Source organism: Microbacterium sp. cf046 (assembly GCF_900114345.1).
In the GTDB taxonomy this organism is placed as follows: Bacteria; Actinomycetota; Actinomycetes; order Actinomycetales; family Microbacteriaceae; genus Microbacterium.
Genome location: NZ_FOZJ01000003.1, coordinates 269138 through 292555, shown reverse-complemented (window position 1 = coordinate 292555; position 23418 = coordinate 269138). Strand labels below are relative to the sequence as shown.

The 23418-nt window shown below is 69.0% G+C and carries 20 protein-coding genes; 10 read left to right on the top strand and 10 right to left on the bottom strand.

What is annotated here, in order from left to right:
* Positions 1-24: 24 nt before the first annotated feature.
* Together BM349_RS13870 and BM349_RS13865 are read right to left on the bottom strand one after the other, a co-directional pair.
* Positions 25-2307 carry a glycoside hydrolase family 3 C-terminal domain-containing protein gene (locus BM349_RS13870; protein ID WP_091709318.1) on the bottom strand — a complete coding sequence of 761 codons (2283 nt, stop codon included), beginning with the start codon at positions 2305-2307 and terminating at the stop codon, positions 25-27.
* A gap of 42 nt (positions 2308-2349) precedes the next feature.
* The gene (locus BM349_RS13865) at positions 2350-3669 is read right to left on the bottom strand and encodes an MFS transporter (protein ID WP_091707510.1); all 1320 of its coding nucleotides are present in this window, start codon (positions 3667-3669) and stop codon (positions 2350-2352) included.
* Between the two features lie 100 nt (positions 3670-3769).
* On the opposite strand from BM349_RS13865, the gene BM349_RS13860 reads away from it, so the two are divergent.
* Together BM349_RS13860 and BM349_RS13855 are read left to right on the top strand one after the other, a co-directional pair.
* Entirely contained in the window at positions 3770-4387 is a 618-nt protein-coding gene (locus tag BM349_RS13860) for a TetR/AcrR family transcriptional regulator (protein ID WP_091707509.1), read from the top strand.
* Positions 4384-5859 carry a carboxylesterase/lipase family protein gene (locus BM349_RS13855; protein WP_091707508.1) on the top strand — a complete coding sequence of 492 codons (1476 nt, stop codon included), beginning with the start codon at positions 4384-4386 and terminating at the stop codon, positions 5857-5859. Before BM349_RS13860 ends, BM349_RS13855 begins: the two co-directional genes overlap by 4 nt.
* 15 nt (positions 5860-5874) lie before the next feature.
* Here the strand turns inward: BM349_RS13855 and BM349_RS13850 are convergent, their stop codons facing one another.
* Entirely contained in the window at positions 5875-7080 is a 1206-nt protein-coding gene (locus BM349_RS13850; protein WP_091707507.1) for an FAD-dependent oxidoreductase, read from the bottom strand.
* A gap of 68 nt (positions 7081-7148) precedes the next feature.
* Between BM349_RS13850 and BM349_RS13845 the strand changes: the two genes are divergently transcribed.
* Complete coding sequence (locus BM349_RS13845) at positions 7149-7622, top strand: MarR family winged helix-turn-helix transcriptional regulator (RefSeq protein WP_091707506.1); 474 nt, start codon at positions 7149-7151, stop codon at positions 7620-7622.
* A gap of 10 nt (positions 7623-7632) precedes the next feature.
* A complete protein-coding gene (locus tag BM349_RS13840; RefSeq protein ID WP_091707505.1) occupies positions 7633-8355 on the top strand; it encodes a hypothetical protein in 723 nt (240 codons plus the stop codon).
* An 18-nt stretch (positions 8356-8373) separates the two neighbouring features.
* Here the strand turns inward: BM349_RS13840 and BM349_RS13835 are convergent, their stop codons facing one another.
* The 5 genes from BM349_RS13835 to BM349_RS13815 form a co-directional block, all read right to left on the bottom strand.
* A complete protein-coding gene (locus BM349_RS13835) occupies positions 8374-9255 on the bottom strand; it encodes a DNA-methyltransferase (RefSeq protein ID WP_091707504.1) in 882 nt (293 codons plus the stop codon).
* Positions 9234-10283, bottom strand: a complete 1050-nt coding sequence (locus BM349_RS13830; protein ID WP_091707503.1) for a lipoate-protein ligase LplAB — start codon at positions 10281-10283, stop codon at positions 9234-9236. Before BM349_RS13830 ends, BM349_RS13835 begins: the two co-directional genes overlap by 22 nt.
* A gap of 36 nt (positions 10284-10319) precedes the next feature.
* Positions 10320-11498 (bottom strand): ROK family transcriptional regulator, encoded by a 1179-nt coding sequence (locus BM349_RS13825; protein ID WP_175525308.1) that lies wholly within the window; start codon positions 11496-11498, stop codon positions 10320-10322.
* Between the two features lie 126 nt (positions 11499-11624).
* Positions 11625-12692: an ABC transporter permease gene (locus BM349_RS13820; RefSeq protein ID WP_254773910.1), complete on the bottom strand. Its 1068-nt coding sequence runs from the start codon at positions 12690-12692 to the stop codon at positions 11625-11627.
* Positions 12689-14164: a sugar ABC transporter ATP-binding protein gene (locus tag BM349_RS13815; protein WP_091709313.1), complete on the bottom strand. Its 1476-nt coding sequence runs from the start codon at positions 14162-14164 to the stop codon at positions 12689-12691. The genes BM349_RS13820 and BM349_RS13815 overlap by 4 nt, the downstream gene beginning before the upstream one ends.
* Positions 14165-14467: 303 nt before the next feature.
* Here BM349_RS13815 and BM349_RS13810 point away from each other — a divergent pair, with 303 nt between their 5' ends.
* From BM349_RS13810 to BM349_RS13800, 3 genes are all read left to right on the top strand, one after another.
* Entirely contained in the window at positions 14468-15520 is a 1053-nt protein-coding gene (locus BM349_RS13810; RefSeq protein ID WP_091707501.1) for a substrate-binding domain-containing protein, read from the top strand.
* A 122-nt stretch (positions 15521-15642) separates the two neighbouring features.
* Positions 15643-16806: a Gfo/Idh/MocA family protein gene (locus BM349_RS13805; RefSeq protein WP_091709311.1), complete on the top strand. Its 1164-nt coding sequence runs from the start codon at positions 15643-15645 to the stop codon at positions 16804-16806.
* A gap of 85 nt (positions 16807-16891) precedes the next feature.
* On the top strand, positions 16892-17893 hold the full coding sequence (locus BM349_RS13800; RefSeq protein ID WP_091707500.1) for a sugar phosphate isomerase/epimerase family protein: 1002 nt from the start codon (positions 16892-16894) through the stop codon (positions 17891-17893).
* A 15-nt stretch (positions 17894-17908) separates the two neighbouring features.
* Here the strand turns inward: BM349_RS13800 and BM349_RS13795 are convergent, their stop codons facing one another.
* Positions 17909-18772 carry an alpha/beta hydrolase gene (locus BM349_RS13795; RefSeq protein ID WP_091707499.1) on the bottom strand — a complete coding sequence of 288 codons (864 nt, stop codon included), beginning with the start codon at positions 18770-18772 and terminating at the stop codon, positions 17909-17911.
* A 111-nt stretch (positions 18773-18883) separates the two neighbouring features.
* Here BM349_RS13795 and BM349_RS13790 point away from each other — a divergent pair, with 111 nt between their 5' ends.
* The 3 genes from BM349_RS13790 to BM349_RS13780 all read left to right on the top strand — a co-directional run bounded on the left by BM349_RS13790 (position 18884) and on the right by BM349_RS13780 (position 21960).
* The gene (locus tag BM349_RS13790) at positions 18884-19327 is read left to right on the top strand and encodes a MarR family winged helix-turn-helix transcriptional regulator (RefSeq protein WP_091707498.1); all 444 of its coding nucleotides are present in this window, start codon (positions 18884-18886) and stop codon (positions 19325-19327) included.
* 5 nt (positions 19328-19332) lie between these two features.
* Positions 19333-20676, top strand: coding sequence for an MFS transporter (locus BM349_RS13785; protein WP_091709309.1), 1344 nt, complete (start codon positions 19333-19335; stop codon positions 20674-20676).
* Positions 20677-20976: 300 nt separating this feature from the next.
* The gene (locus tag BM349_RS13780) at positions 20977-21960 is read left to right on the top strand and encodes a hypothetical protein (RefSeq protein ID WP_139230931.1); all 984 of its coding nucleotides are present in this window, start codon (positions 20977-20979) and stop codon (positions 21958-21960) included.
* A 196-nt stretch (positions 21961-22156) separates the two neighbouring features.
* On the opposite strand, the gene BM349_RS13775 is transcribed toward BM349_RS13780, so the two are convergent.
* Complete coding sequence (locus tag BM349_RS13775; RefSeq protein ID WP_091707496.1) at positions 22157-23407, bottom strand: D-arabinono-1,4-lactone oxidase; 1251 nt, start codon at positions 23405-23407, stop codon at positions 22157-22159.
* Between the last annotated feature and the right edge of the window lie 11 nt (positions 23408-23418).

Below are 23418 nucleotides of genomic sequence, written 5' to 3'. Positions count from 1 at the left end.
CGCGCGGGCGATTCGGCGGGTGGGCTACGCCTGCGGCTGGGAGGCGTTCGCCATCGCGAGAAGCTGGTCGACCATCTCGGGCGAGAACCCCTCGCCGGCCATCATGCCGATGCGGCCGATGGGGAACGAGTCCATCATCTTCATCATGTCTACGCCCTCGGGCATGATCGAGACCGCGCCGTCGAGCATGTCGGCCATTCCGGCCATCGCATGCTGCACGATCGGGCCGGCCACCGGGTGTGCGAGCACCTCGCCCATCGACGATTCGCGCGTGAGCGGGAGCGACACCGCGTCGCCTTCGACCTCGATGGTCGCCGACCCGCGCAGATCGCGGCTCGACGCGGCGACGTCCACGACGTAGGAGCCGCCCTCGACGACCCAGCGCTGGGCGCGCACGCTCCAGTAGGCCAGATCCTGCCGGCGCACCGGCAGCACGACCTCACGGCTCTCGCGGGCCGCGAGCGCGACGCTCGCGAACGCCTTCAGCTCGCGCACCGGGCGCTGCACGGACGATCCGGGCAGCGAGGTGTAGACCTGCACGACCTCGCGGCCATCGCGATCGCCGGTGTTGGTGACGGTGACGCGCACGTCGATGTCCCCGTTCGCGGTGACGGATGCCGCGGCATCCGCGTACGCGAACGTCGTGTACGAGAGGCCGTGGCCGAACGGGAACGCCACCTCGAGGTCGCGGGCATCGAACCAGCGGTATCCGACGAAGATGCCCTCGCCGTAGCGCACGTGCCCATCGGTTCCGCCGAAGGCGAGGAACGCCGACGTGTCCTGCAGGCGGACCGGGATCGTCTCGGTGAGCTTGCCGGACGGGTTCACATCGCCGTAGAGCACGTCGGCGATCGCGCCGCCGCCGGCCTGGCCGAGCAGCCAGCCCTCGACGATCGCGGGCACCCGGTCGCGGAACGGAAGCGCCACGACGCTGCCGTTTGAGAGCATCACCACGGTGTTCGGATTGACCTCCAGCACCGCGTCGAGCAGCTCGAGCTGGACCTCGGGCAGGTCGATGTGGTCACGGTCGTAGCCCTCCGACTCGGCTGCGGCTGGCAGCCCGAGGAAGACCACCGCGACATCCTTCTGCGCGGCCAGTGCGACGGCATCCGCTCGCAGCTCTGCCGCATCGCCGGATCCGTTGAGCGTGAATCCCGGCGCCTGGAAGACGAAATCCTCGCCCGCCTTCGCGACGATCTCGAGCGCGACCTGGTCGACGCGGGTCGGGTTGATCATCGACGACCCGGCGCCCTGGAAGCGCGGCTGGTCCACGAACGCGCCGATCAGGGCGACGGATCGCTGCGACCGCAGCGGCAGCAGATCGCCGTCGTTCTTCAGCAGCACGATCGCCCGGCCGGCCGCCTCGCGGGCCAGCGCGTGGTGCGCGTCCACGTCGAGGGGTCCGCTGATCGAGCCGGCCCCGGCCTGCGACTTGCGGATCAGGTCGAGCACGCGGCCTGCGGCTGTGTCCACGACGCTCTCATCGAGCGAGCCGTCCTGCACGGCCGCCACCAGCTCGACGTCCGTGTGCCCACCCGAGGACGGCATCTCGAGATCCATTCCCGCGGAGACCGACGGGATGCGCTCGTTGACGGCGCCCCAGTCCGAGACCACCAGGCCGTCGAAGCCCCACTCATCGCGGAGCACCTTCGTGAGCAGCCACGGGTCTTCCGACGCGTAGACGCCGTTGATGCGGTTGTACGCGCACATCACGGTCCACGGCTGCGCACCTTCGACGACACGCTGGAATCCGCGCAGGTAGATCTCGCGCAGCGGCCGCTCGTCGACATCGCTCGAGGAGCGCATGCGGTCGTTCTCCTGGTTGTTGGCCGCGAAGTGCTTGAGCGAGGATCCGACGCCCTTCGACTGGATGCCGCGCACCACAGCCGCGCCGAGCACGCCCGAGACGATCGGGTCCTCGGAGAAGTACTCGAAGTTGCGGCCGCAGAGCGGCGAGCGCTTGATGTTGACGCCGGGGCCAAGGAGGACCGCGACGTTCTCGATCGCCGACTCCACGCCGAGCGCCGCACCGACGCGCTCGGCGAGCTCGGCATCCCACGACGAGCCCAGTCCGACCGCCGGAGGGAAGCACGTGGCCGGCACGCTCTCGGCCAGGCCGAGGTGATCGCTCGCGCCGGCCTGCTTGCGCAGGCCGTGCGGACCGTCGGTCAGCATGATCGCCGGGATGCCGGCCCGTTCGATCGGCTTCGTGGTCCAGAAGCTGCCGCCGCTGGTGAGCGACGCCTTCTCCTCGAGGGTGAGATCGGCGATTCCCGCCGCCGTTTCGGTGAGGGTCGTATCGGTCATGATCACTCCGGTTTCGTGTGGGTCAGGTGAGGTGGTCGAGGATCAGCGGCTGGCCTTGATGGGCCAGACCGCGAAGGCGCCGAGGATGCTGAGGACAATGCCGACGGGGAAGAGCCCGATGTAGCCGAACGTGAGGACGATCCCTCCCGCGACCGCTGGGGCGAGGGTCTGGGGCAGTGTGGCCGCGATGTTGACGACGCCGAGGTCCTTCGCGAACGACTTCGCCGACGGCAGCACCTGGCTCATCAGGGCGGTGTCGACGGCCTGGAACATGCCGAAGCCGAAGCCCGAGATGAAGGTCATCAGCATCCACGCCTCAATCGTCGGCGAGACGATCGGGATCACCATCGCGAGACCGACGAACACCGACGAGCCGAAGATGAAGGGCTTGCGACGGCCGATCCGGTCGGACAGCGGGCCGGAGATGATCGTCGAGATCAGGATGCCGACCAGGCTCAGCAGCCCGAGGATCGGGATGACCGTCGCCGGGTCTTCGACGCCGAGGTAGTCCGTGAGGATGAAGAACTGGTAGCCGGTGACCGCGAAGTAGCCGGTGTACAGGAGCAGTCGCCCCGTGAACGCCCAGAAGAAGTCGGGGTGCTTGACCGGGTTGACCCAGAACGTGCGCAGGAAGTCGGCGAGCTTGAACGGGTCGGGCTCGATGTCCTTGCTGGAGTAGTCGGGGTTGAAGATCACGAACAGCGAGAGCACGACGAGCGAGATGATCGCGAAGATCACGTAGCCGGCCGCGATGCTGTGCAGGAACAGCGAGCCGACGATCGAGCCGCCGAGCGCGCCGACCATCAGGCCGATGCCCGACAGCGCGGCGAAGGTTCCACGGCGCGCGAGGGGGACGCGGTCGGGCATGACTGCGCTCAGCGGTCCCTGGGCGAAGTTGTACGAGATCTGCACGAGGGTCCACGCGATCACGATCCCGATGAGCGAATCCGCGAAGGCGAGACCGGTGAGCGCGAGGCCGCCGGCGAGCGATCCGATGATGATCCACGGTGCGCGGCGGCCGAAGCGCGAGCGCGTGCGGTCCGAGATCTGGCCGGCGATGGGCTGCGCGAGGATCGACGCGAAGGAGCCGATCGTCGTGACGATCAGCAGGTTCACGATCTTGTTCGCCGAATCGAACTCGGTCACCTGAGCGGGCAGCAGGATGCCGGGCACGGCGCCCCAGATGAGGAAGATGCCCAGGTTGGCGGGGATGATCCACCAGAGCAGCCGACGGACGCCCTTGATGGGCGCGGGCGGGTCGTCATTGCCGGCGGCAGTGGCGACGAACGTGTTCTCCGTCATGGGTGAGACGGGCTCGTTCGGGTCGAGGGCCGAGGTGGATGATTCGGACGGCAGTGTCATTGATGATCCTTGGGGAGTTCGGACGGCTCTGCTCTGAGCCAGCAAAACCTTATGACACTAGGTTTTGAAAATCAAGCGTTGTTCGGTTTACGCTGAGGACATGGCACGAAGAGGTTCCTACGCCAAGGGCGTCGCCAAGCGCGAAGAGATCCTGGAGCGCGCCCTCGAGGTCATCGCCCGCGAAGGCTACCGAGGGGCTTCCGTGAAGGAGCTCGCCGAAGCGGTCGGTCTGAGCCAGGCCGGACTCCTGCACTACTTCGACAGCAAGGAAGAGCTCTTCACCGAGATCCTCCGCAAGCGCGACGAGGTGGACATGGTCCACTACGGACCGCTTCCCCCGGTCGACCCGGGTGAGCTGGACCTGCGCAAGGGCTACCTCGAGGTGATCCGGCACAACAGCGACGTGCCGGGCCTCGTCCAGCTCTTCTCGCGGCTGTCCGTCGACGCGGCCGACCCCGACCACCCCGCGCACAAGTACTTCATCGAGCGCAACGACAATCTGCGGCAGGTGTTCGCTGCAGCGCTCGCCGAACGTCAGGCGGCGGGCCAGGTCACCGATCGCATCGACGCGCAGACGCTTTCCCGCATCTTCCAGGCCGTCGCCGACGGCCTGCAGATCCAGTGGATGCTGGATCCCCGAGTCGACATGGCGGCCACGGTCGATGCGCTCTTCGACGCGCTCACCCCCGCACCACCCGAGAAGGACGACAGCAAGTGACGCAGCATCCCGACCCGATCGTGACCATCGCACCCGGCCGCGTGCGCGGATTCTGGCGGGGCGACTCCGCGGCGTTCCTCGGCATCCCCTTCGCGCAGGCTCCCGTCGGAGACCTGCGATTCGCCGCACCCGTGCCCCCGGAGCCGTGGGACGACGTCCGCGACGCGCTCGACTACGGCGCCACCGCCAAGCGCGAGAAGCCGGGCGAGCAGACGCTGATCCCGGAGCCCGCGGTGCCCGGCGACGCGACCCTCAACGTCAACGTGTTCACGCCGGCTCCCGGCGAACCCGCGGCCGCGCTTCCGGTGCTCGTCTACATCCACGGCGGCGGATTCACCGAAGGCTCGCCCGCGAGCCCCTGGTACGACGGCGCCGGGTTCAACCGCGACGGGGTGGTGACCGTCTCGATCTCGTATCGGCTCGGGTTCGACGGCTTCGGCCACATCGCGGGCGCACCCGGCAACCGCGGCGTGCGCGACTGGCTGGCAGCACTCGAATGGGTGCGCGAGAACATCGCGGCGTTCGGCGGCGATCCGTCCCGCGTGACGATCGCCGGCCAGTCCGCCGGCGGCGGGGCGGTGCTGACGCTGCTCGGGATGCCGGCTGCCCAGGGGCTCTTCCACGCGGTGTGGGCGCTCTCGCCCGCGCTCGCGGATGTCGCAGCCGAACGCGCGCGCACGCTGTCGGCCAAGCTGGCGAACCTCGCCGGAGTCGCCCCGACGCGGGACGGCTTCGCCACGGTCCCCGAGGCGAAGCTCTTCGAGCTGCAGGAGACCGCGGCCTCCCCGGACTCGAAGGACCCCCTCGCGGGGATCCTCGTCCTGCTCCAGGACGGGCTGAGCTGGGGGCCGATGGTCGACGGCGACCTGATCGGGCAGCCGACGCTCGACTCGCTGCGCGCGGGTGTCGGCGCGGATGTGCCGCTGGTGCTGGGAGCGACCGACGACGAGTTCACCATGGCCACCGACGGCGCGAAGAACAAGCTGCGTCTCATCCCCGCGTCGGTCGCACTCGCAAAGCTCAAGCTCGATGCGCCGAGGCGGAAGGAGTACCTCGCCGCCAACGGCCCGCAGCGACGCAAGGGCACCGCTGCGGTCCTCGGTCGCTACGTCACCGACGAGGTCTTCCGGGCCGGGGTCGTGCGCATCGCGGAGGCTCGCCGGGATGCCGCCACCTGGGTGTACAGGTTCGCCTGGTCATCGCCGACGATCGGCTGGGCATGCCACTGCCTCGACGTGCCGTTCTGGTTCGACTGCCTCGACGCCGACGGTGTCACGGCGATCGCCGGCGACGAGCCCCCGCGCGCCCTGGCGGCGGGCCTGCACGGCTCTGCGGTCTCGTTCGTGCGGGACGGCGAGCCCGGGTGGACGCCGTGGTCTTCGGCATCCGGATCCACGAGGGTCTTCGGCGGCACAGCATCCCGCCCCGACGTCGAGGCCGACGGGTACGCGAGCGTGCGCGCCCTGGTCTGAGCCGCGGCTGCGAGGCTACGGCCGCGGCGACGGAACGGGACTCTCCCAGGCGATCCGGTGGTTGTAGAGCCAGTCGTTGCGGGTGTCGTCGGCAGCGTTCTTCAGGAATTTCGGCATCATCCAGTCGCGGATCGCGATGCCGATCCTCGACTTCGTCACGCGCTTCTGCGAGTCGATCACGCGCGCGTACTTCACCACTGCCTCAGCCCGCGGCCGGCGCTCGCGCTGGTACTCGGCGAACGCGTCCGCCCGATCGGGAACGTCGCGGAGGCACTTCGCGAGCGTGATCGCGTCCTCCAGCGCGAGGGATGCACCCTGACCCGCGCTCGGCGAGGTGGCGTGCACTGCGTCGCCGATCGCGACGACGCGACCTCGGCTCCACGACGTGACGCCGACCAGGTCGAAGATCGGGTATGCGCCGACCTCTCCGGTGACGTTCGCAAGGATCTGCGGCACCGGAAACGGGTCGTCGCTGTGCAGGTCGCGCAGCCGCGCGAGCCACTGCGCGCTGGGCACCTCGCGGAGCGACCCTCTGGCCGGTTCCGGCGTCGTCATGTTCGCGAACCAGTAGACCGTGCCGTCCGCGCGAACCAGATAGCCGAAGAACGAGCGGGCGCCGAACACGAAGTACTGGGTGTCGGGGGTCGGCTCGAGCCCGTGCACTCGCGCATACCCACCCGTGCCGACCAGCCCGCTGTACCGAGGTTCGGGCGCGGACGGGTCGATCCAGCGGCGCGTCGGCGATCCGATCCCGTCTGCCCCGATCAGGATGTCGCCCTCGGCGATGCGTCCGTCCGCGAAGGTCGCGCGGACGAGCGTCGGGGTCTCCTCGATCGACACGAGTCGCGCGCCGAAGGTGAACGGAACCCCCGCTGCGATCGCGCCCTCGCGGATGACCTGGTGCAGCCAGCCGCGCCGCACGATCACGCTCCCCCGCCCGGGGTCGCCGGCCGGCCCGTTGGGGACCGCCCCCAGCTCCCGGCCGGTCCCGCTGCGCATCACCATCTTCGGGGCCCGGTGACCATCCGAGCCGAGCCGATCTCGGAGACCGAGCTGATCGAGCACGGCGAGTCCGTTCGTGGCGACATTGAGGAACAGCCCTTCGAACGGGTCGGGCTCTTGGTCGGCCTCGAAGACCTCGACGTCCCAGCCTGCTCGCTGGAGGAACATGGCGGCTGCCGGGCCGGCGACTCCGCCACCGATGACGAGTGCTCTGGGCATTTGCTATCCTTGAATCAGGCGAGACTCTCTCTTCTAGAGTCTCTCGTATTTAGAGAGAATACTGACGGATGCCGAAGAAGTCAAAGCGCGAGGCCTCGATCGAGCGCATGGGCGAGGTCATGCGCGAGTTCATGGCACGCGCCGTGCTCTTCCAGGACGCGGTGGCGCGGCACGGCGGCATCAACAGCACCGACATGCAGGCGGTCAGCCTGCTGATGAGTGAGGGGCCGGCCACGCCCGGCGAGCTCGCCGAGCGCACCGGACTCACTGCGGGGGGCGCGATCACGGCGGTCGTGGACCGCCTCGAGCGCGCGGGCTACGTCACGCGCGAGCGCGACGCGAAGGACCGCCGCAAGGTCATCGTCACCGCACGCGTCGAGACCGTGCTCGAGAAGGTCGGCCCGATCTACGGCCGCGTCGGGCAGCGATGGGCGGACTACCTGGCGACGCTCGACGACGAGCAGATCGAGTTCGCGAACGAGCTGTTCGCCCGCGCCGCCGAGGTCAACCGCGAGGAGATCGAGCTGCTCCGCGAGTCCTAGGCTGTGGCGCATGGGCGACGAGGCGCACGATGCTCGGGCGATGTGGCTCTGGGACGACGCCCTCGCTCCGGAAGCGGTCGTCGACTTCGCGCACCGCGAGCGAGTCGGGGAGGTGTTCCTCACGGTGCCGTGGGCCGGCCCGAGCGCCGCGACGCGAACGCTGTCGCGCAGCCTGCGCCGCCGCGGCACCCGGGTCGCATGCCTGGGCAGCGGAGCCGATTGGGCCGATGCTCCGCCGAACGCCGCCGCGTGGGCGAACCGAGCGCTGGCCGACGGCGACTTCGACGCCGTGCATCTCGACGTCGAGCCCTGGGCGGCCGACGACTGGCCGGCGCACAACGAGCGGCGCCTGGGGGGTCTGGCCGACGCGGTCCGTGCTGTGCGCGCGACCACGAGACTGCCGGTCGAGGTCGATGTTCCCGCGGCGCTGGTCAATGAGTTCCCCTTGCTGTTCGCCGCCTCGGCGGTCACGATCATGTCGTACCGCGACCGCGCGCCGGCGATCCTCGACCTTTCGAACGCGGCCCGCGAGGTCGCAGCATCCGTCGGCAGCCGGTACCGGATCGGAGTCGACACCACGCCGTCCGCGCAACCTCACACCACGTTCGCCGATGATGGCCGGCGAGTCCTCGAGCGCGAGACCGCAGCCGCCGTCAGCGCACTGCGATCGGACCCCCTCTTCGCAGGGATCGCGATGCACGACTACGCCGGCTGGAGCCGGCTCGCCCCGTGAACCGCCGGCGCTGGGGGTTCAGTCGATGACCTCGGCGTGCGGCATCCGCCTGCGCATGACCTCGACTGCCTCGGGATTCGCGTCGACGAGCACGGCGTCACGGCCGAGCGCCGATGCGACGGCCCCGGTCGTCCCACTGCCGGCGAAGAAGTCCAGGACGCGGTCGCCCGGACGACTGGATGCCTGCACGATGCGTCGGAGGATCCCCTCCGGCTTCTGCGTCGGATAGCCCGTCTTCTCCCTGCCCGTCGTCGGGACGATCGTGTGCCACCACACGTCCGTGGGCAGCTTGCCGCGGGCCGCCTTCTCTGCGGTCACGAGCCCGGGGGCCATGTACGGCTCGCGGTCCACGGCATCCGAGTCGAACCAGTACCGGTCCGGATCCTTGACGTAGACGAGGATCGTGTCGTGCTTGGTCGGCCAGCGCCTGCGGGTCTTCGCGCCGTAGTCGTACGCCCAGATGAGCTCGTTGAGGAAGCGCTCGCGACCGAACAGCGCATCCATCAGCACCTTGGCGTAGTGCGCCTCGCGGTAATCGAGATGCACGTAGAGCGTCCCGTCGTCGGCGAGCAGCCGCCATGCCTCGACGAGCCGGGGTTCGAGGAAGCCCCAGTAGTCGTCGAACCGGTCGTCGTACGTGCGCAGATCACCGCGCAGCCGCTCGTACTCACGGCCGTGGAATCCGCGTCTGCCCGGAGGGCCATCGGCTGTCCGCGACTGAGCGGTCTCGACCGCTTTGCCCTGCACGCGCCCGGTGTTGAACGGCGGATCCAGATAGATCAGCGTGAACGACCCGTCGGCGAGGCCCGCCGCGACGACGAGGTTGTCGCCCAGATGGATCTCGACCGCGCCGCGCTCGACCGGTTCGACGGCCTCGCTCACGGCACGCGGTACAGCCACGGATCCGTGGCGAACTTGGATTCGACCAGGGCTTCGGCTTCGGCGTACTCCTCGTCGCTGATGCCGCCCTGTACGGCTCCGTACAGGGCCGCGAACGTCTCGATGAAGCGCTCGATGATCGCCTCGCGCGGCAGACCGGTCTGACGGCGAAGCGGGTCGACCCGCTTCGCCGCGGAGACCGTGCCCTTGTCGCTCAGCTTCTCGCGGCCGATGCGGAGCACCTCGGTCATGACCTGGCCGTCCATGTCGTAGCTCAGCGTCGCGTGGTGCAGCACTCCCCCGTTCGCCAGCCGCTTCTGCGCGGCCCCGCCGATCTTGCCCTGCGGCGAGGCGATGTCGTTGAGCGGCTGGTAGGTCGCGTCGATGCCGAGCGAGCGCAGCGCCTGCAGCACCCAGTCGTCCAGGAACGCGTACGAGTCGGCGAAGGTCATGCCGGCGACGAGGGATGCGGGGACGTACAGCGAATACGTCACGATCGAGTTCGCGCCCATCATCATCGCGCCGCCGCCCGAGATGCGGCGCACGACGTCGTACCCGTGTCGGGCCGCGCCCTTTGGGTCGACCTCGTTCCGATACGACTGGAACGAGCCGATCACGACGGCGGATTCGTCCCACTCCCACACCCGCAGGGTCGGGCGGCGCCGGCCGTCGCCCACCCGAGTCGTGAGCACCTCGTCGAGCGCGAGGTTCATCCTCGGCGAGACGGGCCGCTCGTGCACGATCTCCCAGTCGAAATCGCGCCATCCGGGGGCGGTGACCAGGGCACGGCGAACTGCGGTTCCGACAGCCTCGGGTGTGAAGCCGAGCAGCTGCGCGCCGTCGGGCAGCGCGGACCGCACGGCGGCGGCGATGGCCGCGGCATCCGCTTCGATGGGCAGTCCGTTCACGGCGGCGTCGATGTCGTCGAGCGCGCTGTCGGGCTCGAGGAAGAAGTCGCCCGCGAGCCGGAATTCGGCGATCCTGCCGTCCCGCTCTTCGAGGTCGACGACGACCAGCTTGCCTCCGGGCACCTTGTATTCGCCGTGCATGACTTCAGCGTAGGGGCCGGGGCCGCCGCCGACCGCTCAGGCGGTGACGAGCATGTGCAGCGCAGCCGGCGAGAGGGCGTGCTCGATCGCGAGCATGCTCGCGCCGCTGACGCCGGCGTTCTCCGCGGCCGAGGACTGCACGATCGACAGATGCTCGGTCGCGAGCGGCGTGGACCGCGTGTACACGACTTCGCGAACACCGGCGATCAGGTGCTCGCCGACGCGCGCCATCGAGCCTCCGATCGCGATCACCGATGGGTTCATCAGACTCACGCAGGCCGTGAGCACCTCGCCGATGTCGCGTCCGGCCTGACGGACGGCCTGGATCGCGTCGATGTTGCCGTGCTTGACGAGGTCGACGACGTCGTTGCCGTTCTGGGCGTCCACGCCCTGCCCGCGCAGTTCGCGAGCGATCGCCGGTCCCGAGGCGAGCGCCTCGAGGCACCCGCGGTTGCCGCAGCTGCAGGGCACGTCGGATCCGCGGGCCACGCGCACGTGGCCGATGTCGCCTGCGACGCCCTGGGCGCCACGGAGGAGCTGGCCTCCCGAGATGACCCCGGCGCCGATGCCCGTTGCGATCTTGACGAACATCAGATGCTCGGTCCCCGGCCATGCGGTCGCCCGCTCGCCGAGCGCCATGATGTTCACGTCGTTGTCCACGAGCACCGGGGCATCGAGGTGCTGTCGCACCCACCCCGGGATGTCGAAGCGATCCCAGCCGGGCATGATCGGCGGGTTCACCGGCCGGCCGGTGGAGAACTCGACCGGCCCGGGCACGCCGATCCCGATCGCGGCGATGTCGCGCGCCGGGCGGCCGGCTTCGGCGAGGAGTGCGAGCGCCGTCTCGAGAGTCCACGTCAGCACGGGGACCGGCCCGAGCGTGATGTCGAGCGGCTCGGTGCGCTCGGCGAGGATCGTGGCGCCGAGATCCGTGATCGCCACGGTGGCGTGGGATGCTCCGATGTCGGCGGCGACCACGACGCGGGCGCCGGGGTTCAGCGCGAACTGCGACGGCGGCCGGCCGCCGGTCGAGGCAGCCTCGGCGACGGGGGTCACGAGCCCCATCCGCATCAGCTCGTCCACGCGGACGGCGATCGTCGACCGCGCGAGTCCTGTCGATTTCGCCAGCTGCGCTCGCGTGCGCGGAACTCCGTCACGGAGCAGCTGGAAGAGCTCCGTCACGCCCATTCCCGCGGAAGCGGCTTCCCCACCCATTGCACGATCCACTCGCTCATTCGGCCGAATCGGCCGAAGTCCGGCTAGTTCTGTACGTCGTCATGCCTGCTTTGCGCCGCCTGTCTGGTCGTCAGGCTACACACTCGGCAGAAGTCCCGGTGGCGGCTACGATTCTCGACCGCCGGGCTTCGCGAACCGCTGCTGCAGCAGTACCGCGATCACGATGATCACGCCCTTTGCGACGGCCTGCACCGACGAGGACAGGTTGTTCTGAACGAAGACGTTCGTCAGGGTCGCGAAGATCAGGACGCCGAAGACGGTGCCCGTGATCGTGCCGCGGCCGCCGACGAGGAGCGTGCCGCCGACGACGACCGCTGCGATCGCGTCGAGTTCGTAGAGCTGACCGTGGGTCGAGCTTCCAGCCGTTGTGCGGCCGAGGATCATGACCGCGGCGATGCCCGCGCTCAGGCCCGAGATCGCGTACAGCCACATCGTGTGGCGCTTCACGTTGATGCCCGCGAGGCGGGCGGCCTCGCGGTTGCCGCCGATCGCGACCGTGCGCCGCCCGAAGGTCGTGCGGTTCAGCAGAACCCACCCCAGCGCTGCGACGATCGCGAAGATCCAGATCAGGATGTCGACGCCGATGAAGTCGGAGTTCATGAAGCTGATGAAGCCGCGATCCTCGACGATCAGGGTCCGACGCTCGGCGAGGATCTCGGCGAGGCCGCGCGCCGCGACGAGCATCGCGAGCGTGGCCATGAACGCGACGACGTTGCCGTAGGCGATCACGACGCCGTTGATCAGCCCGGCGCCGAGGCCGACGGCGAGGGCGATCACGACCATCACGATCCAGTGGGTCTGATCGGCCAGGTCCTGGATCGCCGCCAGGGTCGCCACGATGGAGGCGAGCCCCATCACGGATCCGACGGAGAGGTCGATGCCGCCCGCGATGATGACGAGGGTCATGCCGATGCTGATCACGCCGATGATCGACGCCTGGCGCAGGATGACGAGGGCGTTGCTGAAGGTGGTGAAGCTGTCGCCCGCCGTGACCGCGCCGACGATCACGAGCAGCAGCAGCGCGAGGACGAGTCCGAGATTGCGCCCGACCGAGCCGGACATGATCTTCTGCAGGCCGGTCTTGTCCTTGCCGCGCCCGGATGGAGCCCCGTTCGGGGCGTCCGCTGAGGGGGGCGGACCGACCAGGTCCCCGGTGGTTACTGGCTCGCTCACGCGGCTGTTCCTTTCATGACGAGGTCGAGCACGCCGTGCTCGTCGATCTGCGATGCGGGAAGGGTTTGGATGACGCGCCCGTCGGAGACGATCAGCACGGTGTCGGCGAGGCCGAGCACCTCCTCGATCTCGCTCGAGACGATGACCAGGGCGTTCCCCGCTGCGGCGAGCCGCCGGATGAGGGCGTAGATCTCGGCTCGGGCGCCGACGTCGACGCCGCGGGTCGGCTCGTCCAGGAGCAGCACGCGGGTACCGTGCACGAGCCACCGCGCGAGCAGGATCTTCTGCTGGTTTCCGCCCGACAGTGTGCGCGCCGGTCGATCGGGGTTCGCCGGCCGCAGCTCGAGCGCCTCGATCTGCTCGCTCGCGACCTTGCGTTCCGCGCGCTCGTCGAGGAAACCGGCCTTGGCGAACCGGGAGACCGAGGAGAGGGTCACGTTCACGAAGATGGGCTCATCCAGGACGAGTCCCTGACTCTTGCGCTCCTCCGGTGACAGTCCGACGCCCGCATCGACCGCCGCGACGACAGATCCACGGCGGAGCTTCTTGGCACTGACGCGAACCGTGCCGGCAGTCGCCTTGCGGGCGCCGTAGATGGTCTCGATGATCTCGGAGCGTCCCGACCCGACCAGCCCGGCGAGCCCGACGATCTCACCCGCACGCACTGTGAACGAGACGTCGGAGAACACTCCGGCCAGCCCGAGTCCGTCGACGTCGAGCACCACGGGCGACTCATCGGGCACGGGAACGGCCGGGGGGAAGACGTTCGCGACTTCGCGCCCCGTCATGAGGCGGATCAGCTCAGCCGTCGGCGTCTCGGCGACCGGGATCCCCGACGCCATCGACCGTCCGTCCTTGAGGACCGTGATCCTGTCGCCGATCTGGCGGATCTCCTCGAGTCGGTGGGTGATGTAGACCACGGCGATGCCTTCGGAGGTCAGCTCCTTCACGACGTGGAAGAGGTTCTTCACCTCTTCGGTGTCCAGGACCGCGGAGGGCTCATCCATGATGATGAGCTTGATGTCGTGCGAGAGGGCCCGCGCCATGCTCACGATCTGCTTGTTCGCGGCGCTGAGCTGCCCGACCTCGGTATGCGGCGACAGGTTGTCGTGGCCGAGCCTGCGCAGCAGCTCTCTGGTCTGCCGGGCGGCCTCCGAACGCTTGGTGAAGCCTCCCCGGGAGAGCTCGTGGCCCAGGAAGATGTTCTCGGCGATCGTCAGTCCGTCGACGACGTCCAGCTCCTGGTACATCGTCGCGATGCCGAGCTCCAGGGCCGCTTCGGGTGTCGGGATCTCCACGACATCGCCGAGCCACGCGATCGTGCCCTCGTCCGGACGATGGACGCCGGCGAGCGTCTTGATGAGCGTCGACTTGCCGGCGCCGTTCTGTCCGAGCACGCAGTGCACTTCTCCTGCACGGACGTCGAGATCGACTCCCCGCAGCGCATGGACGCCGGCGAAGCTCTTCGTGATGCCGCGTACCTCGAGTAACGCCGAATCCTGGTCACCTTTGATCACATGGCGACCATAACATGACGCGCCAGCCGCGATCGAGGGATTCCTACGCGATCGCGCGCTCGGCGCGAGTCCGCCCGATCAGCCCTGCAGACCGAAATTTTCGGACCATAACGGCTTCTGCTCGTGTCCAATCAAAAGGTGTCGCGCCGATGATGTGTTCTGCTACGTTGATCTCGGTCAGCCCTGGGGACCGTCGCGCGAACGCGTTTCGTGGCCCCCACAGCACCCGACCCTGCATTCACATTCAAGGAGGAATACATGCGTACAACACGAAGCGCGCGCATCCGGACGATCGGCGCCGGCGTCGCCGCGATGACGGCGATCGCACTGCTCGCGGGCTGCACCGCCGGATCTCCCGAAGGGGAGGAGGACGTGGTCGACCAGGGCACGAGCTCTGAGGAGAACGAGGCCAGCGGCGACACCGTCGTCATCGGCTTCTCGGGTCCCGCCGCCGACCACGGCTGGCTCGGCGCCATCAACTCGGGCGCGGTCGCCGCGGCCGAGAGCTTCCCCGATGTCGAGCTGCAGCTCGCGGAGGGCACGAACGACGTCAACGCCCAGATCGCGGCGGTCGAGACCTTCATCAACGACGGTGTCGATGCGATCGTCCTGCTCCCCAGCGACGGCGCCGCCCTGACCGAGGTCGCGATCAAGGCGATGGAGGCTGGCATCCCGGTCATCAACGTCGACCGCGAGTTCTCCAGCCCGTTCGCCGCCCGCACCACGGTGCTCGGCGACAACTACGGCATGGGCGTCAGCGCCGGCACGTACATCTGCGAGCAGGTCGGGGACAACCCCGACGCGATCATCGCGGAGATCCCCGGCATCGACTCGCTCCCGCTCACGCAGGACCGTTCGGCCGGCTTCGCCGACGCGCTCAGCGACTGCGGACTCGAGGTCTCGGCACGTGTGGCCGCGGACTTCACCGTCCAGGGCGGCGAGGCCGCGGCATCCCAGCTGCTGTCCGCCAACCCGCAGATCGACGCGCTGTGGAACCACGATGACGACCAGGGCGTCGGCGTCCTCGCCGCCATCGAGGCCGCGGGCCGCGACGAGATGCTCATGGTCGGCGGCGCCGGCTCGAAGAACGCGATGGATGCCATCGCAGCCGATGACACGGTGCTGAAGGCGACGATCATCTACCCGTCGACGCAGGCGGCCGACGGCATCGCGCTCGCGCGACTGATCGCCCAGGGCAAGACGATGAGCGACCTGATCACGCCGGGCGTGCCGAACCGGATCGTGCTCGACGCGCCGGTCGTCACGAAGGACAACGTCGACCAGTACATCGGACTGGCCTTCGCATCCTGACCCGCTCGGAGTGAGAACACGGTGAGGGGGCGTCCGCCGCACGCGGGCGCCCCCTTCACGTTCCAATCCAGTCCCTTCGACCCACCGACGGAGTACCAGTGACCGAGAACCTTCGCGTCGCCATGATCGGCTACGGCTTCATGGGCGCCGCACACTCGCAGGGGTGGCGCGTCGCCCCCCGCTTCTTCGATCTGCCCGCCGAGCCTTCGATGTCCGTCGTGGTCGGTCGCAACCCCGCCGCGGTCTCCGCAGCCGCTGAGAAGTGGGGATGGGCTGAGGCGGCCACCGACTGGCGCGAGGTGATCACCCGCGACGACATCGACGTCGTCGACATCGTGACCCCCGGCGACACGCACGCCGAGATCGCCATCGCCGCCCTCGAGGCAGGCAAGCACGTGCTGTGCGAGAAGCCCCTGGCCAACACGGTCGCCGAAGCGGAGGCGATGACGGATGCCGCCGCGCGCGCCGCTGAGCGCGGCGTGCACGCGATGGTGGGCTTCACCTACCGGCGCGTTCCCGCCGCCACGTTCGCGCGCGACCTCATCGCCGCCGGCCGAGTCGGCGAGATCCGACAGGTGCGCGCGTCGTACCGGCAGGACTGGCTGATGGACGCCGAGGCGCCGCTCACCTGGCGGATGCAGAAGGATCGCGCCGGCTCCGGCGCCCTGGGCGACATCGGCGCACACGCGGTCGACCTGTCCGAATACATCACCGGCCTGCACCTGGAGAGCGTGTCGGGCGTGATCGACACGATCGTGGCCGAGCGCCCGCTGCTCGCCGAGGGCGTCGGACTGTCGGGGACGGCCTCCACCGAGCGGGGCCAGGTCACGGTGGACGACATCGCGCTCTTCTCGGGCCGGTACTCGAACCCCGGAGGCGGCGGCTACGCGCCGCTTGGCATCTTCGAGGCCACGCGGTTCGCGACCGGTCGCAAGAATGCGCTCACGATCGAGGTGTCGGGCTCGCTCGGCGCCATCTCGTTCGATCTCGAGCGGATGAACGAACTCGACTTCTACGACGCGACGCTGCCGCCGACGGAGCAGGGATTCCGAAAGATCCTGGTGACCGAGCACGATCACCCCTATCTGGCGCCCTGGTGGCCCGCAGGTCACATGCTCGGCTACGAGCACGGGTTCTCCCACCAGGTGGTCGACTTCGTGAACGCCATCGTCGAGGGCAGGCAGCCGCGTCCGTCGTTCGCGGACGGCCTGCACGTGCAGCGCGTGCTGGATGCCGTCGAGCGCAGCTCCGCCGAAGGCAGCCGCTGGATCTCCACCTCGGCCTGACCCGGTGCGCCGCCGCGGCGCGGCCTGCAAGATTGAGAAGACAGCCTCCGCGTGAGCGGCGGAGAACTCGGAAGGGAACACAGCAATGGCGCGACCCATCACCCTCTTCACCGGCCAGTGGGCCGACCTCCCCCTCGAGGAGGTCGCGCGCCTCGCTTCGGAGTGGGGCTACGACGGCCTCGAGATCGCATGCTGGGGCGATCATCTCGATCCGTACCGCTGGAACGAGGAGGACTACGTCCAGGGCAAGCTCGATCTGCTGGCCAAGTACGACCTGAAGGTGTGGGCGATCTCGAATCACCTCACCGGCCAGGCCGTCTGCGACGACCCGATCGATCAGCGGCACCGCGACATCCTCTCCGACAAGGTGTGGGGCGACGGCGACCCGGAAGGCGTCCGTCAGCGCGCTGCTGATCAGATGAAGGACACCGCCCGGCTCGCAGCCAAGCTCGGAGTCGAGACGGTCATCGGGTTCACCGGCTCGAGCATCTGGAAGTACATCGCGATGTTCCCGCCCGTCTCGCAGGAGATGGTGGATGCCGGCTACAAGGACTTCGCCGACCGGTGGAACCCGATCCTCGACGTGTTCGACGAGGTCGGCGTCCGGTTCGCGCACGAGGTGCACCCGAGCGAGATCGCGTACGACTACTGGACGACGGTCCGCACGCTGGAGGCGATCGGACACCGCAAGACGTTCGGACTGAACTGGGACCCGTCGCACTTCATCTGGCAGGAGCTGAACCCGGTGGATTTCATCCTCGAGTTCAAGGACCTGATCTACCACGTCGACTGCAAGGACGTGAAGCTCAACCTCGGCAACGGCCGCAACGGCCGGCTCGGCTCGCACCTCGCGTGGGCCGACCTGCGCCGCGGCTGGGACTTCGTGTCGACGGGCCGCGGCGACGTGCCGTGGGAGGCGGCGTTCCGCGCGCTCAACAGCATCGGCTACGACGGCCCGATCTCGGTCGAGTGGGAGGACGCCGGAATGGACCGGCTCCTGGGCGCGCCCGAGGCGCTCGAATTCGTCAGGCGCAACGCGTTCGCTGCGCCTGAGGCGGCGTTCGACGCGGCGTTCAGCTCGCGCTGAGCAGGTCGCGGCAGTTCAATCGCGTGCCGGCAGGCGCGCGTCCAGCCACGCGAGGAGATCGGCGCGCACCTTCTCCTGCCCGACCTCGTTGAAGATCTCGTGCCGCGCGTCGGGGTACACGTAGGTGGTCACGTCGGTGAGCCCGGAACGGGTGCGGTACGCGTCGGCGAGTCGATGCACGCTGCGCGGCCCGCCCACAGGGTCGTCGCGGCCCACCATGAGCAGGATCGGGACGTCGTGACCCGCGGCCTCCCGGAGCTTGCGCCTCGGCTTGCCGAGCATCTGCAGCTGTCCGAACAGCCCGATCGTCTGGCCCATGGGAACCGTGGTGCACAGCGGGTCGTCGATGAAATCGTGCACCACGTGGTCGTCGCTCGCCAGCCACTCCATCCCGGTCGCGCCCGGTGCGTTCCATTGCTTGTTGAGATCGCCCAGGTTGCCGGAACCGAGCTGCCTGTACACGGTGCCGCTCAGGATGACCAGATCGTACGCATCGGGGTGCCGGTTCACGAGCATCTGCGCCATGAACGAACCCCACGAGTGCGCGAGCAGAACCAGCGGCAGGTCCGGGTGCTCACCACGGATGATCTCAGTGAAATCCCAGAGCGCGTCGACCGCAGCGGGCACGCCACCTCGCCCGAGGGTGCCCAGTCGTGAGGCGTCCTTCCCGTGCTGCAGCATGCCTGTGCGTCCGTGGCCGAGATGGTCGTCCGCGTACACGATGTAGCCGCCGCTCTTCAGCGCCTCGATGAGTCGACCGTAGCGCCCGGAGTGCTCGCCGTAGCCGTGGGCCAACTGGACCACGGCCCGTGGCGTGCCGTGCGCCGGATAGACGTCATAGATGATCGGCACGCCTCGGGCATCGGTGAACTGGGGCATGCGCTGAGTCTAGACACGAGACGCACGGCGGAGCCTTCGGACGAGCAGCCGCAGGTCACTCCAGACTGTCCGAATTTACTTAACATGGATAATGAACTATGCTAAGGATCTATGGCTGACTCCCCAGACTCGACGCACGACCTCTCTCGTGAGGCGTCCGATCTGCGAATCGCCACCTTCCGGCTCGCTCGACGCATGCGCACGCAGCGCGCGGTCGACTCCATGAGCGACGGGCAGTTCGCCGTCCTCGCCGGCTTGTTCGTCCACGGATCCCACACGCTGTCCGAGCTGGCTGACCGCGAGCGCGTGTCGTCCCCCGCGATGAATCGCACGGTCAACTGCCTCCAGGATGCCGGGTACATCACCCGCAGCGCCGACGAGAGCGACGGCCGCAAGGTCGTCATCGATCTGACCGATGCCGGGCGGGCGGTCGTGGATGAGACTGCGCGCCGCCGCGATGCGTGGGTCGAGGAGGCGCTGGCCGACATCGATCCGGACGAGCGCGAGATCCTCGCGAAGGCCGCCGCGATCATGCAGCGGATGGTCGCCCTGTGAGCGCGATGTTCCGCTCGTTCTCGGTGTTCAACTACCGGGTCTGGTTCATCGGCGCGCTCGTGTCGAACATCGGCGCGTGGATGCAGGCGACCGCTCAGAACTGGGTCGTGCTGACCGAGCTGACCGACAACGACGCCGCCGCGATGGGGATCACCATGGCGCTCCAGTTCGCGCCGCCGCTGCTGCTGGTGGGGGTCACCGGGTGGGTCGCCGACCGTTTCGAGCGGCGCAAGCTGCTGATGGTGACGCAGGGCGTGCTGTTCATGCTCGCCGTCGCACTCGGTGTGATGATCCTCACCGGGCAGATGACGCTCATGATGATGTACGGGTTCGCCCTCGCGCTCGGAGTCGTGACGGCCTTCGACAATCCCGCCCGTCAGGCATTCGTCTCCGATGTGGTGACGCGCGAGAACGCGTCGAATGCGGTCGCGTTGAACGCGGCATCCTTCAACGGCGCACGCATGATCGGACCCGCTGTCGCCGGCGTGGTCATCGTCGCGGTCGGCACCGGGTGGGTGTTCCTCCTGAACGCGGTGACGTTCTTCGGCATGATCATCGCGCTGATCCTGATCCGACCGCACGAGCTGATCCCCCGCGCGAGCACGAACGGCGCTTCTCGCCTGGCCGACGGCTTCCGGTACGTCGCCCGCCGCCCCGACCTCATCGTGACGTTCTCGATGGTGTTCCTGGTGGGCGCGTTCGGCATGAACTTCCCGATCTTCGCATCGACGATGGCCCTCGAGTTCGGTCAGGAGGCCGACGGGTTCGGACTCCTGAGCTCGATCCTCGCGATCGGCTCGCTGGCCGGGGCACTCCTGGCTGCGCGTCGCGATCGCGCCCGCATCCGCGTGGTGATCGCGGGCACGCTGCTGTTCGCCGTCGCCGCGGCCGTGTCCGCGGTCATGCCCGGCTACTGGGCATATGCCGTCACGCTCATGTTCACGGGCTTCGCGGTGGTCACGATGCTGACGACGGCCAACGGATACGTGCAGACGACGACCGATCCGGCGCTGCGCGGCCGCGTTCTGGCCCTCTACATGGCGATCCTGATGGGCGGCACCCCGATCGGCGCGCCGATCGTCGGATGGGTCGCAGCGACCTACGGGCCCCGCATGGCGATCCTGCTCGGCGCCGCGGCCGCCCTGGTCGCGTTCGGGATCGGCGCGACATGGCTCCTGGTGTCCGGCCGACTGCGCCGGCACGAATCACGGCGCTTCCGCCTCACGATCGACGAGACCCTGCCGATCCGGGTGGTCGAGCCCGTGCCCGAGGAGTTCAGCGAAGAGGTCGCTGCGACGACTCCGATCCCCATCCCCCAGAGCACCGAGCCCCTGCGCCGCGCCGGCTGATCGGTCTCGCACCGGCTGATCGGTCTCGCACCGGCTGATCGGTCTCGCACCGGCTGATCGGTCTCGCGCCCTCTGCGGCCTGACTCTGTGGCGTCGCGCTGTGCCCTCGCCTCCTCCGCCGAGCCCACACTCTCAGCGCGAGCCCATATGGTCTCGGGCGTTGGAGCACATGGGTTCGCGGCGAACGTATGGGTTCGCGGGCGAAGCGGATTCCTCCCCTGGTGCTCGAGCTCGGGGAGGTTTCCACAGAGGGTGCTCGAGGCTCAAGTGGCCGGACACCGCGGGGGCACGCTCGCTGCCATGACTCCCGATGAGGCACGGTCCCTGCTCCTCACGACGGCATCTCTCGAGCGCGAGGGGATTCCCGCGTCGCGGGTGCGCTCGATGGCATCCGGCGGTGAGATCGTCGCCGTCCATCGCGGCCGGTACGTCCGCAGCGATCGGTGGGATGCCGCCTACCGGGAGTCTCGGCACCTGCTCTCCGTCGTCGCGGCCGATGCGTTCCGGCGATCCGACGACGCGGTCTTCGCGTTCGCGTCGGCCGCCGTCGTGCACGGCTTGCCGCTCTATCGGCATCAGGCCGGCGCTCCGCACATCTGCACGCCGCACGCCGACGGAATCGTAAGGCGCGGCCGAGCCCTGCGGAGGCACGAGATCGCGATCGCTGACGCCGACAGGGTGGTCGTGGGCGGCATCCCGGTCACGTCACTGCAGAGAACGGTCTACGACCTCATCCGCACCACATCGCGGGAGACCGCGCTGGCATGCGCCGATGCAGCGCTGCGCTCCGTCGCATGGGACGACGGGCGGTTGACCTACGACGACGCAGCCGCTGAGACGTGGCGATCCGGGTTGAAGGGACGCATCGCCCGGAACGCCGGAGCCCGAGGGATCCGCCAGGCGCGCTGGATCGCAGACTTCGCCGAAGGACGTGCGCAGCTGCCCGGCGAGAGCACGAGTCGCCTCTATCTCGCCGACCTCGGGTTCGCCAGACCTCGTCTGCAGGTGCCGTTCCCCGGCCCGAACGGCGCCGTCTATCGGATCGACTTCGGCCTCGACGATGTGCGTGCGTGGGGTGAGTTCGACGGAATGGGCAAGTACTTGGATACGGAGATGCTCGGGACCACGTCCTCCCGGAAGGCGCTGCAGGACGAGAAGGAGCGGGAGGACTGGATCCGAGGGCGCAGTCAGTGGCGCTTCGCCCGCTGGGGCTCCGCGCACATCGCGACGGCGCGGGCCCTCGGCTCCCGGCTCGCATCCTTCGGCATCGCTCCCGCGCGCTGACGGATTCTTCAGCCCGGGCGCCGAACCCATGCCCTACGCGCGAGCCCTTGCGTTCGTACGCCCGCGAACGCAAGGGTTCGCGAGGAGCTTATGGGTTCGGCGCAGAAGGCTGCGCGGGCTGAGCGGCGTAGCACTGCGCGGCTCAGGCCTTGCGAGGCTCAGGCAGTGAGCGGCTCAGGAACTGAGAGGCGCAGAGTCAGCCGCGCGGCGCGCGCAGACCAACCCGCTCGAGGTGCGCGTTGACGAAGCGGCCCTCTGGATCCAGCCGCTCGAAGACGGCCCTCGCGTCGGCGAGCCGCGGGTGCACCCGAGCGATCGCGGCCGCATCGAACAGGTGCAGCTTGCCCCAGTGCGGTCGTGCGAGGAACGGCGCCAGCGCCTCCTCGACGAGGGGCAGCACGGCCCGCACGCCGGCATCGTCGTTGTGCCAGGTGAAGTGGATCGCGAGGAAGTCGCGCTGGTATGCGCCGCTCAGCCAGAGATCGTCGGATGCCGCCGTCCGCAGCTCGCTGACGAACAGCACGGGCTGGATCCTCGGTGCGAGCTCGCGCACCGCTCGCAGCGCCGCCGGCGCGTCCGACCGCGGCACGAAGTACTCGCTCTGGATCTCGTCTCCGAATGATGGCTTGCCCTCGAGCCGGAAGTGCGGCAGCCGAGCCAGCCAGGGTCCGGGCACGCCGCCCAGTTCGGTGAGATCGGGGAGCCCCTCGAGCGGGTTCGCGTCCACGACACGACTCCCATTCAGGAGCACATCCGGCACCGGATCGTCGTCCGCCTCGAGGCGGGTCTTGACCCACACGTCGCCGAGCAGGTCCGGCTCCCATCGCGTGAACACCGACACGCTGTAGCCGGCGCCGGTGATCTCGTCGAACCGATCGAGCGCGGCATCCCACGAGACCCGGGTGTAGACGTCCTGACGCGCGCGGTAGGTGGGCTGCACGGCGAGGGTGAGCGACACGACCACGCCGAACCCGCCGACGCCGACGGCGAGCGCGGCGAAATCGGGATCGCCCTGCCGCACCTCGTGCACGTCGCCGTCGGCGCCGACGTAGCGGATGCCGCGCACCGCGCTCGTGAGCACGCCGTTGGCGTTGCCCGAGCCGTGCGTGGCCGTCGCGGTCGCACCGCCGACCGAGATGTGCGGCAGCGAACCGAGGTTGTGCAGCGCGTAGCCGCGCGCATCGAGCCACAGCGCGAGTTCGCCGTACCGCGTGCCCGCAGCGACATCGACGGTCGAGGCGCCCTCGTCGAGCGCGAAACCGCCCGTCAGCCCGGCGAGGTCGATCAGCGTCCCCGTGGTGTCGGGCAGGTCGGTGAACGAGTGACGCGTGCCGAGCGCGTGCACGCGGCCGCCTCCGGCGACTGCGCGCTGCACCTCCTCGACGGACGATGCGGTGACGATGCGCGGTGACGCGTAGTCGTAGGTCCCTGCCCAATTGCCGGTCATGCGGTTCCTTC

Bases quoted from the DNA above. Each gene is read 5' to 3' on its own strand.
- BM349_RS13870 (WP_091709318.1), bottom strand. From the start codon at position 2,307: ATGACCGATACGACCCTCACCGAAACGGCGGCGGGAATCGCCGATCTC.
- BM349_RS13865 (WP_091707510.1), bottom strand. From the start codon at position 3,669: ATGACACTGCCGTCCGAATCATCCACCTCGGCCCTCGACCCGAACGAG.
- BM349_RS13860 (WP_091707509.1), top strand. From the start codon at position 3,770: ATGGCACGAAGAGGTTCCTACGCCAAGGGCGTCGCCAAGCGCGAAGAG.
- BM349_RS13850 (WP_091707507.1), bottom strand. From the start codon at position 7,080: ATGCCCAGAGCACTCGTCATCGGTGGCGGAGTCGCCGGCCCGGCAGCC.
- BM349_RS13845 (WP_091707506.1), top strand. From the start codon at position 7,149: ATGCCGAAGAAGTCAAAGCGCGAGGCCTCGATCGAGCGCATGGGCGAG.
- BM349_RS13840 (WP_091707505.1), top strand. From the start codon at position 7,633: ATGGGCGACGAGGCGCACGATGCTCGGGCGATGTGGCTCTGGGACGAC.
- BM349_RS13830 (WP_091707503.1), bottom strand. From the start codon at position 10,283: ATGCACGGCGAATACAAGGTGCCCGGAGGCAAGCTGGTCGTCGTCGAC.
- BM349_RS13825 (WP_175525308.1), bottom strand. From the start codon at position 11,498: ATGGGTGGGGAAGCCGCTTCCGCGGGAATGGGCGTGACGGAGCTCTTC.
- BM349_RS13810 (WP_091707501.1), top strand. From the start codon at position 14,468: ATGCGTACAACACGAAGCGCGCGCATCCGGACGATCGGCGCCGGCGTC.
- BM349_RS13805 (WP_091709311.1), top strand. From the start codon at position 15,643: ATGATCGGCTACGGCTTCATGGGCGCCGCACACTCGCAGGGGTGGCGC.
- BM349_RS13800 (WP_091707500.1), top strand. From the start codon at position 16,892: ATGGCGCGACCCATCACCCTCTTCACCGGCCAGTGGGCCGACCTCCCC.
- BM349_RS13795 (WP_091707499.1), bottom strand. From the start codon at position 18,772: ATGCCCCAGTTCACCGATGCCCGAGGCGTGCCGATCATCTATGACGTC.
- BM349_RS13790 (WP_091707498.1), top strand. From the start codon at position 18,884: ATGGCTGACTCCCCAGACTCGACGCACGACCTCTCTCGTGAGGCGTCC.
- BM349_RS13785 (WP_091709309.1), top strand. From the start codon at position 19,333: ATGTTCCGCTCGTTCTCGGTGTTCAACTACCGGGTCTGGTTCATCGGC.
- BM349_RS13780 (WP_139230931.1), top strand. From the start codon at position 20,977: ATGACTCCCGATGAGGCACGGTCCCTGCTCCTCACGACGGCATCTCTC.
- BM349_RS13775 (WP_091707496.1), bottom strand. From the start codon at position 23,407: ATGACCGGCAATTGGGCAGGGACCTACGACTACGCGTCACCGCGCATC.